General features: G+C 70.7%; 9 protein-coding genes. 6 read left to right on the forward strand and 3 right to left on the reverse strand.

Going from position 1 to position 13,724, the window contains the following annotated elements; genetic code table 11:
• Positions 1–64 precede the first annotated feature (64 nt).
• On the forward strand, positions 65–1,714 hold the full coding sequence (gene groL / locus OV207_RS11965; RefSeq protein ID WP_267555092.1) for a chaperonin GroEL: 1,650 nt from the start codon (positions 65–67) through the stop codon (positions 1,712–1,714).
• Between the two features lie 142 nt (positions 1,715–1,856).
• On the opposite strand, the gene sinK is transcribed toward groL, so the two are convergent.
• A complete protein-coding gene (gene sinK, locus OV207_RS11970; RefSeq protein ID WP_193348307.1) occupies positions 1,857–3,377 on the reverse strand; it encodes a hybrid histidine protein kinase/response regulator SinK in 1,521 nt (506 codons plus the stop codon).
• A gap of 167 nt (positions 3,378–3,544) precedes the next feature.
• On the opposite strand from sinK, the gene OV207_RS11975 reads away from it, so the two are divergent.
• Complete coding sequence (locus OV207_RS11975) at positions 3,545–3,934, forward strand: demethoxyubiquinone hydroxylase family protein (RefSeq protein WP_267555094.1); 390 nt, start codon at positions 3,545–3,547, stop codon at positions 3,932–3,934.
• Between the two features lie 41 nt (positions 3,935–3,975).
• On the opposite strand, the gene OV207_RS11980 is transcribed toward OV207_RS11975, so the two are convergent.
• A complete protein-coding gene (locus OV207_RS11980; protein ID WP_193348309.1) occupies positions 3,976–5,361 on the reverse strand; it encodes a sensor domain-containing diguanylate cyclase in 1,386 nt (461 codons plus the stop codon).
• Positions 5,362–5,413: 52 nt separating this feature from the next.
• Here OV207_RS11980 and OV207_RS11985 point away from each other — a divergent pair, with 52 nt between their 5' ends.
• The 4 genes from OV207_RS11985 (at position 5,414) to nadC (ending at position 12,066) form a co-directional block, all read left to right on the forward strand.
• A complete protein-coding gene (locus OV207_RS11985) occupies positions 5,414–6,229 on the forward strand; it encodes a chemotaxis protein CheW (protein ID WP_193348310.1) in 816 nt (271 codons plus the stop codon).
• Positions 6,230–6,346: 117 nt separating this feature from the next.
• Positions 6,347–7,603 carry a response regulator gene (locus OV207_RS11990; RefSeq protein ID WP_267555096.1) on the forward strand — a complete coding sequence of 419 codons (1,257 nt, stop codon included), beginning with the start codon at positions 6,347–6,349 and terminating at the stop codon, positions 7,601–7,603.
• 53 nt (positions 7,604–7,656) lie between these two features.
• On the forward strand, positions 7,657–11,175 hold the full coding sequence (locus OV207_RS11995) for a valine--tRNA ligase (RefSeq protein ID WP_267555098.1): 3,519 nt from the start codon (positions 7,657–7,659) through the stop codon (positions 11,173–11,175).
• 9 nt (positions 11,176–11,184) lie between these two features.
• The gene (gene nadC / locus OV207_RS12000; RefSeq protein WP_267555100.1) at positions 11,185–12,066 is read left to right on the forward strand and encodes a carboxylating nicotinate-nucleotide diphosphorylase; all 882 of its coding nucleotides are present in this window, start codon (positions 11,185–11,187) and stop codon (positions 12,064–12,066) included.
• An 18-nt stretch (positions 12,067–12,084) separates the two neighbouring features.
• Here nadC and OV207_RS12005 read toward each other — a convergent pair whose 3' ends face one another.
• On the reverse strand, positions 12,085–13,710 hold the full coding sequence (locus OV207_RS12005; protein WP_193348314.1) for an alkaline phosphatase family protein: 1,626 nt from the start codon (positions 13,708–13,710) through the stop codon (positions 12,085–12,087).
• Positions 13,711–13,724 lie beyond the last annotated feature (14 nt).

The raw sequence follows: 13,724 nt of genomic DNA on the forward strand, positions 1-13,724 counted from the left end.
CATGGCCGAGTGCTAACGGCCATCCCTATTCGTAGAAATTCCCCAAGTATTTTCGGAGGTTGCGATGGCAGCGAAGGAAATTTTCTTCCACCAGAACGCGCGTGATTCCATCCTGCGCGGCGTCAGAATCCTGGCCGATGCGGTCGCGGTGACGCTGGGGCCCAAGGGCCGCAACGTGGTCATCGAGAAGAGCTTCGGCTCGCCCACCATCACCAAGGACGGCGTCACCGTCGCCAAGGAGATCGATCTCGAGAACCGCTTCGAGAACATGGGCGCCCAGATGGTGAAGGAGGTCGCGTCCAAGACCTCCGACAAGGCGGGCGACGGCACCACGACGGCGACGGTGCTGGCGCGGGCCATCTATGAGGAGGGCCTGAAGCTGGTGGCCGCCGGCCACAGCCCCATGGACCTCAAGCGCGGCATCGACAAGGCCGTGGAGGTCGTGGTCGCCGAGCTGAAGAAGATGTCCAAGACGACCACGGACAAGCAGGCCATCGCGCAGGTGGGCACCATCTCCGCGAACGGTGACGAGACCATCGGCCAGACCATCGCGGACGCGATGGAGAAGGTCGGCAAGGAGGGCGTCATCACGGTCGAAGAGGCCAAGGGCCTGGAGACCACCCTGGACGTCGTCGAGGGCATGCAGTTCGACCGCGGGTACGTGTCTCCGTACTTCGTGACGAACCGCGACCGCATGGAGGTCGTCATGGACGACCCCTACATCCTCATCAGCGAGAAGAAGGTCTCGTCGATGCAGGACATGATCCCCGTGCTGGAGCAGGTCGCGCGCTCGGGCAAGCCGCTGCTCATCATCGCGGACGACATCGAGGGCGAGGCGCTGGCCACGCTCGTGGTGAACAAGATCCGCGGCGTGCTGAACGTGGCCGCGGTGAAGGCGCCGGGCTTCGGCGACCGCCGCAAGGAGATGCTCAAGGACATCGCCACGCTGACGGGCGGCATGGTGGTGAGCGAGGAGCTGGGTCACAAGTACGAGAACCTGACCCTCACGGACCTGGGCCGCGCCAAGCGCATCACGGTGGACAAGGACAACACCACCATCGTGGACGGCAGCGGGCAGAAGGCGGACATCGAGGGCCGCATCAAGCTCATCCGCACCCAGATTGAAACGGTCACCAGCGACTACGACCGCGAGAAGCTCCAGGAGCGGATGGCGAAGCTCGTGGGCGGCGTGGCGGTCATCAACGTCGGCGCGGCGACCGAAGTGGAGATGAAGGAGAAGAAGGCCCGCGTCGAGGACGCGCTGCACGCGACCCGCGCGGCCGTCGAAGAGGGCATCGTCCCCGGCGGCGGCGTGGCCTACATCCGCAGCCTCAAGGCGCTGGACGGCCTGAAGCTGGGCGGCGAGCAGGACTTCGGCGTGGAGATCATCCGCAAGGCCCTCACGGAGCCCCTGCGCAAGATCGCCAGCAACGCCGGCGTCGAGGGCGCGGTCGTCATCAACAAGGTCAAGGAAGGCACCGGCGCGTTCGGCTTCAATGCCCGCACGGAGACCTATGAGGACCTGGAGAAGGCGGGCGTCATCGACCCCACCAAGGTCGAGCGCACCGCGCTGCAGAACGCCGCCTCCGTGGCGTCCCTGCTGCTCACCACCGAGGCGATGATCGCCGAGCGCCCGAAGAAGAAGTCCAAGGGCGCCGTCGGTGGTTCCGGCGCCGGCATGCCGGACTACGGCGGCGACGACATGGACTACTGAGCCACCCGCTCAGTGTGAGTCCCACCGGGGACGGGCCTTCAGGGGCCCCTCCCTGGTGAGCTTCCGGCCCCGTGGGCCTCGCGCGATGCGGGGCACCCGGGGCCGGGGCGTTTCCAGCGGTGCGCGAAGCGCCCTGCGTCCTTCAGGAGGGCACGGGCTTCTTGAACGCGAGCCCCAGCTCCCGGCTGAGCGCGGCGGTGTCGGAGAGCAGCTTGGGCAGGCACGCGGCGGCCCCGGCGCGCAGCGACGCCAGCGCGGTCTCCATCGTGAGGTGTTCGGCGAGCACCACGAAGGGTGTGCCCTGGCTCAGCGCGCGGCCCAGCTCCAGCGCCTTCTTTCCGTACGCCGGCGCGAAGTCCCACGAAACCACCACGCCCACGGGCGGATCCATCGCGGCCACCTCGGAGCCGGCGATGATGCGCGCCTCCAACCCCAGCAGGGCCAGGGCCTCCGTAATCTGCCGCGCGGTGGCCGGGTTGTCCTCCAGCACGTCCACCCGTCGCGCCGTGGGGCTGGCGACGGGGGCGGGCGCGGACGGGGGCGCGTACAGTCCCTGGCGCAGCAGCGCTCGCACCTGGCGGATGTCGTCGAAGGGCTTGAGCAGGTAGTCCACCACGCCCAGTTGCAGCGCCTGCTGCGTCGTCACCAGCGAGGGGTAGCCCGTCATCAAAATCACGCGCGAGGTGGGGTTGAGCCGCCGCGCGTGCTGGGCCAGCTCCAGGCCGGACAGGCCCGGCAGGTTCTTGTCCGTGACGATGAGGTCCACCGGGGTGGAGCGCAGCAGCTCCAGCGCGGCCTCGCCCGTGGCCGCTTCAATGACTTCGCACTCCTTGTCCATCAGGTCCTTGAAGACCATCCGGATGATGCCCTCGTCGTCCACCACCAGCAGGCGCTTGCGCTGCGGCAGCGGCGCGTCCGTGGGTGGAAAGAGCACGCGGAACACCGTGGCCGGGGGCGGCACCTCGTGCATCGCCGACGGGGGCGCGAGCGAGATCTGCGCGTGGTGCTCCTGCGCGATGCGCCGACAGACGGCGAGCCCCAGGCCGGTGCCGCGCTTGTTGGCGGTGACGTAGGGCTCGAAGATGCGCGCGCGCAGCTCCTCGGGGATGCCCGGGCCCCAGTCCGCCACGTACAGCGCGGGCGAGGCGCCCTCGTGCGCGAGCCGCACCTTCACCCGGCCCCGGCCGGCCATGGCGTCGCGCGCGTTGTTGAGCAGGTTGAGCGTGAGCTGTTCGATGAGCCGCGCGTTGCCCAGGATGGTGAGGTCCTCGGGCGCCTCCACCTCCAGAGAGATGCGGGCCGAGTCCGGGTTGACGCTGAACACCTTCGCCGCGGCCCAGATGGGCGCGGCCAGGGACTGGCGCTGCTGCGGGGCCGGCCGCTCGCTGGCCAGGCGGATGAAGTCGGCGACGATCTGCTCCATCCGCTCCACCTGCGCGAGCAGCAGCTTCAGGGGGCCACTGGAGCCCCCTTCCTCGGCGAGCAGCTGGGCGTACGCCTTCGCGCCCAGCAGGGGCTGGCGCAGCTCATGGAGGACCTCGGCGGCGACCTGGTGGGTGTGCGCGTTGGCGCGCTGCAGGGCCACCGCCGCGAGTCGTGCCGCGGGCAGGTCCCCTGCTTCCAGGGCCTGGAGCAGTTGCGCGAGCGGCGAGGGGGTCTCCATACGGGGGAGCATGGCGGAGGCGGGTGTTCACGCGCAACGCACCCCCGGCCGGAATCGGTTGACCCCGCCGCCGCTCGCACGGATGCTCGCGGGCACCCTCCCACCGGCGTCCGGACGGCGACGTGCGGAACGCCCGGGAGGAGGGTTCCCCTGTCGCAGAGGTCCGCATGCCGCAGACGAACCCGTTCCACTCGCTGGTGCCCCGGAAGCTGACGGACTCCGAACTGGCCCGCTCCATCCGGCTCAACATCGAGGCGGAGCTGGACGCCATCAACCTCTACGCCGCGCACCTGGACGCGACGGACAACGAGGAGGCCAAGGCCATCCTGCGCCACGTCATGGACGAGGAGCGCGAGCACGCGGCCCTGTTCTGGCAGCTCATCGCCCGGTTGGATCCCGCGCAGGCCCAGCACGACCGCGAGGCGTCGCGGAAGTACCACCTCATCACCACCGGCGCGTCCCACGAGGAGGTGGAGGCGGTGGGCGAGGGGGGCGGCGCCGCCGAAGCGGATCCGGAGCTGCCCAAGCGCCTCACCGTGGGCAGCCTGCGCAAGTAGGGCCCAGCCCGCGGGCCCGCGTCCGGGTTGCCCGGGCGCCGTCAGTCCTGCGGGTTCGGCGTCGGCGGCCCCTGGCGACGCTCGGCCGGGGTGGCCTCCAGGTCCTGCGCCGCCATGTAGACGACGTTCCGGGTGCCGCGCTTGCCCCGGTACATCGCCCGGTCGGACAGGTCCAGCAGGTGGTCCTTGTCCTGGGCGTGCTCGGGGAAGCTGGCCACGCCGATGCAGGTGGTGAGCTTGATGGCCAGCCCCTCGCGGCCCAGGAACTGGTGGGTCTCCATGGTGCGGCGGATGCGCTCGGCCACCTTGAGGGCGCCGCCGGAGTCGGTGCCCCGCAGCAGCACGACGTACTCGTCGCCGCCGAAGCGCGCCACCACGTCCGGGTCGCGCACGCAGCCCTTGAGCACGCGCGCGGCCTCCACCAGCACCCGCGAGCCCACCAGGTGCCCGTGCGTGTCGTTGATGGCCTTGAAGCGGTCCAGGTCCAGGAACAGCAGGGAGAAGGGCCGCTGCGTCTGCACGGCCTCGTTCACCTCGCGGTCCAGCACGAGCTGCAGGTAGCGCGTGTTGAACAGGCGGGTGAGGTCGTCCACGTACGCCAGGTCCTCCACGGCGGCGAAGCGGCCCAGGTTGCGCAGCGCCAGCGCCCAGTTGCGCACCAGGAAGCTGACCGTCTCCGGGTGGTGCTCCGGGGGCGCGCTGTCGTGGAAGAGCACCGCGTGGCCCAGCACCGTGTCGCCGTCCACGGCGGGGAAGGTGAGGGTGCGCGGCCATGGCACCTGGAGCCCGTCGAGCAGCAGGGCCTCCCGCGAGGTGGACAGCCGCTCGGTGAGCACCGGCACCAGCGTGTCGTGCAGGTCCTGCGGCAGTCCGCGCATGCCGTGCGCGCGGAAGCCCGCGCTGGGGTCGCGCTCCAGCAGCATCACCGCGGAGGCGCCGGCCATGGACTCCAGCGCGTCGGCGGCGGCCGTGGCCAGCTTTTCGCGGTCGAGCGTGGTGGCGATCCGCTGGCCCGCCTCCAGGAGCGCGACGTGCTGGCGCAGGGAGGCGTTCTCGCGCATCAGGTCGCGGGTGGTGAGCGCGCGGCGCAGGGCGTGCTGCAGGGCCTCTGGCGCCACGGGCTTGACGAGGTACTCCGCCGCGCCGCTCTTGATGGCGCGCACCGCGGGCGCCACCTTGTCGAGCCCGGTGATGACCACCACCTCCACGCCGGGGTGGCGCTCGCGCACGTGGCGGAGCACCTCCATGCCGTCGCCGCCGGGCAGGATGAGGTCGGTCACCACCGCGTCGAACCGCTCCGCGGAGAGGGCGGCCTTCGCGTCCGCCACGGTGGCCACGGCCGTGACGATGTGTCCCGCGGCCGTGAGGTAGTCGCCGTAGAGGTTGCGGGCGATCTTTTCGTCGTCGACGAGGAGCAGTCGCGCCATGACTGTTCACGGCTTAGCACCAAGGCCCGGAACGCTGCTAGGGTCCTCGCCCGTGTCCCCCTTTGAAAGCGGACGTCGGCTCTGCCTCCTGGTGGAGGCCGGTGAGACGCGCTACGCCGTGGAGGCCACCTCCGTGATGGAGGTCGCCATGCCGGGCGCCCGTGGCACCAGCCTGCGGGGCGTGCTGGAAGTGAAGGACCTGTCCGCGCTGCTCGGCGGGCCCCCGGAGGAGGTGCCGGGCATGGTGGTGGTGCTGGACGTCAGCCCCACGCTCGCGGTGCGGGTGCGCTCGGTGGTGGAGGTCGCGGACGTGGCGCGGGATCCGTTCTTCCTCCTGCCCCCCGGGCTGGCGGACTCGCTGGCGCCCCTGAGCCGGGGCGCGGTGCTGCACAAGGACCGGCTGTACCTGGAGCTCATCGTGGAGGCGCTGCCCCACCGCGTGGGCCCCCGGGCCTCGCCGCCGGAGCCCCGCCCGGTGCACTGGGCGGACGTGCCCCCGGAGCGGGCGCTGGTGCTGGAGTCACAGGGCGTGCTGTTCGGCGTCCCGTTGAACAGCGTGTCCCAGGTGGTGCCCAAGGGCGTGTCCTTCAGCGTGCTGCCGGTGCAGAGCGGGCCGGTGGCGGGGGTCTACCCGCACGCACAGGCGCTGTGGCCCATCTGTTCAGTCCCGGCGCTGCTCGGGGCGCCGGCGCTGGCGGAGGAGCTGTTCGTCCTCACGGAGCTGGCCGGGCGGACCGTGGGGCTGGCGGCCACCCGGGTGCTCGGTGTGCTGCAGAAATTCAAGCCCGCCGAGCTGATGGGCACGTTCAAGGCCCCGGGGTTGCCGGATCCGGTGATGTTCCTGGACCTGCAGCGCATGTTTTCTTGATTGGCCGGAAGCGCGAACCCTAAGCTTCTCCGATTGACACAGGGCCGGCAGGCAGGCTTGCTCGCCCGAAATCTCAAACGAATTCAGGGGGGTATGCGCCCCCCGAGGCCGGAGCCGATGCCCAAGAATCTACTGATCGCCGACGACTCGCTCACCATCCGCAAGGTGATCGGGATGATCTTCGCGACGGAAGACTTCCAGGTGACCGCGGTGGACAACGGGCTGGACGCCATCACGCGCACGCGGGAGCTGCGTCCGGACGTGGTGCTCGCCGACGTGATGATGCCCGGCAAGAGCGGCTACGAGGTGTGCGAGGCGCTCAAGAGCGACCCCTCCACCCAGGCCATCCCGGTGCTGCTGCTGGCCGGCACCTTCGAGGCGTTCGACGAGAACCGCGCGAAGGCCGCCCGGGCGGATGACCACATCACCAAGCCCTTCGAGAGCCAGATCCTCCTCGACAAGGTGAAGGCGCTCGTGGGCCAGAAGTCCAACACGATGCCCGCGTCCGCCGCGACGCGCGTGTTCCCCCAGACCAACGCCCCCGTGGCGCCCCAGGCCGCGGCGCCGCAGCCGCCCGCCGCCGCGCCTCCGGGTGCGCGTCCTCCGGGGCCGGGCATGCCGCCTCCGGGCGCGCGTCCCCCCGGGCCGGGTGCACCGCCTCCGGGCGCGCGTCCTCCGGGGCCTGGCGTGCCGCCGCCTCCGGGCATGGCGCGTCCGCCTCCGGGCGCTCCTCCGGGTGCACGTCCTCCGGGTCCTGGCATGCCGCCTCCGGGCGCTCCTCCGGGAGCGCGTCCTCCGGGTCCTGGCATGCCGCCTCCGGGCGCGCGTCCTCCGGGGCCTGGCGTGCCGCCGCCTCCAGGCATGGCGCGTCCGCCTCCGGGCGCTCCTCCGGGTGCGCGTCCTCCAGGTCCTGGCGTGCCGCCGCCTCCGGGCATGGCCGCGCGTCCCGCCGGCCCTGGCGCTCCGAACATCCCGGGTGGCTTCCCGCGCCCTCCCGCCGGGGGCACGCCGCTGCCGCCCGCGCATCCGGCCGCGGCGGTCCCGCCGGCCGCGCGTGCACGCGATCCGTTCGGCCTGGGGGCTCCGTCCGCTCCGCCGGCCGCCGTGCAGGCACGTCCTGAGAGCCTGCGCATCGAGGACTCGCTGCCCGAGCCCAGCGGCGCGGAGGAGATCTCCATCGACCTGGGGAGCCCCGCTCCCGCGCGCGCCCGTCCGTCCGCGGATGGCGGCGAGGCCGTGCTGCGCGACGCCCTGTCGAAGGCCTCGCGCGAGGTCATCGAGAAGATTGCCTGGGAGGTCGTACCGCAGCTGGCGGAGACCATCATCCGGCAGGAGCTGGAGCGGCTCATCAAGGACCGCGAGACCCAGCATTGATTCGCAGTCCCCCCTGATTCCCCGCCGGCCCCGTCGGGGGCCGGCCGTCTTCAATGACTGACACGACTGAACTGTCCAAGGCCTACGAGCCCTCCGAAGTGGAGGCGCGGTGGTACAACCACTGGCTGGAGCGCGACTACTTCCGCGCCGAGCCCACTTCCGCCAAGCCGCCGTTCAGCATCGTGCTGCCGCCGCCCAACGTGACGGGCAGCCTGCACATCGGCCACGCGCTCACCGCGACCATCCAGGACATCCTCACGCGCTGGAAGCGGATGAGCGGCTTCAACGCGCTCTGGCTGCCGGGCACGGACCACGCGGGCATCGCCACGCAGATGGTGGTGGAGAAGGAGCTCAAGAAGTCGGAGGGCAAGAGCCGCCACGACCTGGGCCGCGCGGCGTTCCTCGAGCGCGTCTGGACGTGGAAGGGCAAGTACGGCGCGCGCATCGGTGAGCAGCACCGCTACCTGGGCGCGTCGCTGGACTGGAGCCGCGAGCGCTTCACCATGGACGAGCAGTCGTCGGCCGCGGTGCGCGAGGTGTTCGTCCGGCTGTACGAAGAGGGCCTGATGTACCGGGCCCAGAAGCTCATCAACTGGTGCCCGTCCTGCCGCACGGCCTTGAGCGACCTGGAGGTCGAGCACGAGGAGAGGAACGGCTCGCTCTGGCACATCCGCTACCCGGTGAAGGACAGCGACCGCACGCTCACCGTGGCGACGACGCGCCCGGAGACGCTGCTGGGCGACACCGCCGTGGCCGTGCACCCGGAGGACCCGCGCTACCTGGGGCTCGTGGGCCGCTCGGTGAAGCTGCCGCTGACGGACCGTGAGATCCCCATCATCGCGGACGCCGAGCTCGTGAACATGGAGTTCGGCACCGGCGTGGTGAAGGTCACGCCCGCGCACGACTTCAACGACTACCAGACGGGCCTGCGCCACAAGCTGCCGATGCTGTCCATCCTGGACGAAGCGGCGCGGATGACGAAGGACACAGGCAAGTACGCCGGGCTGGAGGGCTCCGAGGCGCGCAAGCAGGTGCTCGCGGACCTGACGGAGCTGGGCCTCCTGGAGAAGGAGGAGCCGCACAAGCTCAACGTGGGCACCTGTCAGCGCTGCGCCACGGTGGTGGAGCCGCGCCTGTCGCCGCAGTGGTTCATCAAGATCGAACCGCTGGCGAAGCCGGCCATCGAGGCGGTGGAGCAGGGCCGCACGAAGTTCGTCCCCGAGTCCTGGACGAACACGTACTTCCACTGGATGCGCAACATCCACGACTGGTGCGTGAGCCGCCAGCTGTGGTGGGGCCACCAGATCCCCGCCTGGTACTGCGCGGCGTGCAGCCCCGCGGGCGAGGAGCGTTCGCTGGACAGCGCAGCGGTCATCGTGTCGCGCACGACGCCGGAGTCCTGTCCGAAGTGCGGCGGCACGGAGCTGGTGCAGGACCCGGACGTGCTGGACACGTGGTTCTCGTCCGCGCTGTGGCCGTTCTCCACGCTGGGCTGGCCGCGCCAGACGCCGGAGCTGAGCACCTTCTACCCGACGTCCGTGATGGAGACGGGCCACGACATCATCTTCTTCTGGGTCGCCCGGATGATGATGATGGGCCTGCACTTCATGGGGGATGTGCCCTTCCGCACCGTGTACCTGCACGCGATGGTGCGCGACGAGAAGGGCGAGAAGATGTCCAAGACGAAGGGGAACGTCATCGATCCCCTGGACGTCATCCTCGGCGCCAAGGTGGACGCGCTCCAGCCTTCCTTGCGCAACCGCTTCCCGCAGGGCATGCCCGCGTTCGGCGCGGACGCGCTGCGCTTCACGCTCGCGTCGCTCACGCAGCAGGGCCGTGACATCAAGCTGTCGATGGACCGCCTGGGTGGCTACAAGGCGTTCTGCAACAAGCTGTGGAACGCCAGCCGCTTCGCCCTGATGAACATGGGCGACTTCAGCCTGGACAAGACGCCGCTGGAGGGCCGCACGCTGACGCTGGCGGACCGGTGGATCCTCTCCCGGCTCCAGAAGGCCACGCAGGAGACGCGCGCCTCGCTGGAGGCGTACGGCTTCGCGGAGGCCGCCTCCACGCTGTACCAGTTCTTGTGGGCGGAGTTCTGCGACTGGTACATCGAGCTGGCGAAGGGCTCGCTGTACGGCGAGGACGCGCAGGCCAAGGACACCACGCGCGCGGTGCTGGTGTACTGCCTGGATCGCATCCTGCGGCTGATGCACCCGTTCATGCCCTTCATCACCGAGGAGATCTGGCAGAAGCTGCCGATGTCCCGGCCCACGGAGAGCATCTGCATCGCGTCGTATCCGGAGCTGGACGCGGCGCGCGTGGACGCGGCCGCGGAAGCGGAGATGGCGCCGGTCATCGCGGCCATCGAGGGGCTGCGCACGCTGCGCGGCGAGAGCAACCTGCCGCCGTCCGCCAAGGTGAAGGCGGTGGTGCAGAGCCCGGACGCGACGACGCGGGAGCTCCTGGAGCGCTGGCGCGCGTACCTGATGCCGCTGGCCGGCCTGTCGGAAGTGCTCGTGGGCCCGCCGGGCGCCAAGCCTCCCCAGGCGGCGGCGTTCGTCAGCGGCAACCTGGAGATCTACGTCCCGCTGGCGGGGCTCGTGGACCTGGACGCGGAGCGCGACCGGCTGAAGAAGGAGATCGTCCGCGCCGAGCAGGAACTCACCAGTGTGCAGCGCAAACTGGACAACCCCAGCTTCGTGGCCCGTGCTCCGCCGGACGTGGTGGCGAAGGACAAGGCCCGGGTGGCGGAGCTCCAGGAGCGCACGGTCAAGCTGCAGGATCACCTCCAGCGCATCGCCCCGGAGCCCCCCATGCCCGAGACGCCGTCGCCGTTACCGGTCAGCCCCGAGTCCGAGTCCTCCACCCTCGCGGCGTCAGAGAGCGCCCACGTGAAGGTCGCCACCGAGCCCAAGGCGTCGAAGGACGACGTGAACCTGGGGCAGGAGCTGAAGGGCGAGATGGAGGCGGAGGCCGCCGGGGAAGTGCCTCCCACCGCGGATCCCGTGGTGGAGGACGCGCTCAACAAGCTGCGTGAAGGCACCAAGGAAGGGCTGTCCGCCGCGGACCACCACGACCTGGGCGTCGCGTACATGAGCATGGGCCTCGTGGACGATGCGATGCGCGAGTTCGACCGGGCCAAGGAGGGTGGCGACACCCGCGAGGCGCCGGAGGACTCGGCGGGCACCGTGAAGGCGGCTGGCAAGAAGGCCGCTTCCGCGAAGAAGGCGGCTGGCAAGAAGGCCCCGGCGAAGAAGGCCGCTGGCAAGAAGGCCGCGTCCGCGAAGAAGGCTCCGGCGAAGAAGGCCGCTGGCAAGAAGGCAGCCGTGAAGAAGGCCCCAGCGAAGAAGGCCGCTGGCAAGAAGGCGGCGGCGAAGAAGGCCGTCCGGGGCAAGCCGGCCGCGAAGAAGGCGGCGGGCAAGAAGGGCGCTGCGAAGAAGGGTGGTGCGAAGAAGGCACCGGCCCGGAAGACCTCCGCGAAGCAGGCGGGCAAGAAGGCCGGGGCGAAGAAGGCTCCGGCGAAGAAGACCACCCGGGGCAAGCCGGCGGCCCGCAAGGCCCGTAGGTAGGAGGCGGAAGTGCAGCAGGATTATCTCGATCGGCTCATCGCGCTGTCCCTGGACGAGGACCTTGGCGCGGCGGGGGACGTCACCTCGCTGGCGGTGGTCCCCGCCGATGCGGAGGGCAGTGGGGAGCTGGTCGCGAAGGAGCAGATGATCATCGCCGGCCTGGATGCCTTCGTCCGCGTCTTCCACATGGTGGACGCGGAGGTGGAGGTGGAGGTCCTCAAGCAGGACGGCAATGAAATCAAACCGAAGGTGGTCGCCGCGCGCGTCCACGGCAAGCTGCGCGCGCTGCTCGCCGCCGAGCGCACCGCGCTCAACCTGGTGCAGCGCGCGGCGGGCATCGCCACGCTGGCCCAGCAGGCGGTGACGACCGTGCGGGGCTCGAAGCTGCGGGTGCTCGACACGCGCAAGACGCCGCCGGGCATGCGGGGCCTCGCGAAGCACGCGGTGCGCATGGGCGGCGCGTCCAACCACCGCTTCGGCCTCTTCGACGGCATCCTCATCAAGGACAACCACATCGCGGCCGTGGGCGGTGACATCACCGAAGCGGTGCGCCGCGCGAAGCTGAACGGCCCCCGGCTGGTGAAGGTCGAAGTGGAGGTCACCAACTTCAAGCAGCTCGCGGAGGCCATCGCCGCGGGCGCGGACGTCATCATGCTGGACAACATGGACGACGCGCAGATTCGCGAAGCCGTGAAGCTGACGGCCAGCCGAGTCCCCATCGAGGTCTCCGGCGGCGTCACGTTGGACCGGCTGCCCCGGCTGGCGAAGCTGGGCGTGGACTTCGTGTCGATGGGCGCGCTGACGCACTCGGCGCGGGCCATGGACCTGTCGCTGGAGATCCAGACGACGAAGAAGTCCACGCGCAAGCCCCGCGCCGCGGCGCAGGGCTGACACGCGGGAGCCGGGCCCTCACCGTCCCGTGAGGGCCTCCGCGCGTGGCTTGCCTTCCGCCGACGCGGGCATCCCCATCTCCAGGAGCGCGGACACCGTGGGCGCCACGTCCACGGGGTCGATCTCCTGGAAGTACGTGCCGGGCTTCACGCCCCGCCCCGAGAACACCACCGGCACCTGTGACTCGTAGGAGTAGGGCACCGCGTGGTTGGTTCCTCGCGGGTAGTCGGTCACGACCTGGAACGGCTTCGCCATGAAGAGCACGTCCCCGCTGCGCTCCGGGTAGTAACCGCGCCGCAGGGGCGCGATGAGCCCCGCGGTGTCCTGCGCCAGGTCCAGGTCGTCCCGGGCCACCGCGGTCACCGCGAAGGGCTGCTTCGCAAGCCATGCCGCCGCCGCGCGCCGGACGGCGACGCCATCCACCTGGCCTGATTCCAGCGCCTTGCCCCCCAGGTACACGTCCAGGGCCAGGATTCCCACCGTCACCTCGACGCCGAACTTCGTGCGCAGCTCCTTCGCCAGCGCCTTCGCCACCTCCACGGGGTTGATGCGCGCCGCGGGGACGCCCGCCGCCGCCCAGGCCTCCGGAATCTCCGCGCCCCCGTGGTCCGCCGACAGCGCGATGAGCAGGTTCGCCCGTCCTCCCGCCGCGCGCTCGGCGGCGGTGATGAGTTCGCCCAGCGCCTGATCCAACCGCAGCAGCGAGTCCTGCATCTCCCACGAGTACGGACCGAAGGCATGGAACGTCTCGTCCGTGCCACTGAAGCTCACCGCGAGCATGTCGGGGACGCCGTCCTTGCCCAGGCCCTCGCCCTCCAGCGCCGCCTTCGCCGCCTGGACCAGCAGGTCATGCGAGAAGGGGGACACCGCGAAGGCCTTGTAGGACTGGGGCCCGGGCGCCGTCAGCCCGTTGCGCAGGGAATGGGGAAACGCGCGGCCCATGCCATAGGCGTCGGGCTCCGTGGCGCGGTCGTCCTCTCCCACGTACTCCTCGCGCGGACGCAGCAGCTCCCACGTCTTGGTGAAGCTCGCGTCCGCCAGCTTGCGCGCGTTGAGGGCCTGCACCCACGCGGGCACCGACTTCGCGTACCAGGTGCTCGTCACCATCTGCCCCGAGGCCCCGTCGAACCACCACGCCTGCCCCGTCCGCCCGGCCAGGGGAATGGCCGCGCGTGCCTTGAACGACAACGCCACCACCTTGCCCCGTCCCTGCGTGGCCATGCGCAGCCGGTCCGCCAGCGTCTCCGCCAGCAGGTTCGCCGGGCTGGTGTCGGACGCGGGCGGGGTGACCGCCTCCAGCACCGGATGCTTCGGGTCCACGTAGACCTGGAGGACCTGGCCCGTGGCGCGGTCCTGGATTTCGTTGTCCACGATGCCGTGGCGCCAGGGGTTCGCCCCGGTGACGAGGGTGGCATGACCCGGTGCGGTACGAGCCTTCGCGTGGGCATACCGGGCGTAGGGGTAGTACGCCCCCGTGTCGAGCAACCGCCCCAGACCGCCCGTGAGGCGCGGCCGGTTGCGCAAGAGCAGGTCGCTGCCCAGCGCGTCCACGCTGATGAACAGCGTGAGCTTCGGGGCCCGGGCCTGGGCGGGCAGGGCGCAGAGAACGGACAGGACGGCAAGGGTGGTGCGAAGACGCGACATGGCGGACAGCCTCC

The sequence above is a fragment of the Corallococcus sp. BB11-1 genome, assembly GCF_026626625.1.
GTDB classification, from domain to species: Bacteria; Myxococcota; Myxococcia; order Myxococcales; family Myxococcaceae; genus Corallococcus; species Corallococcus soli.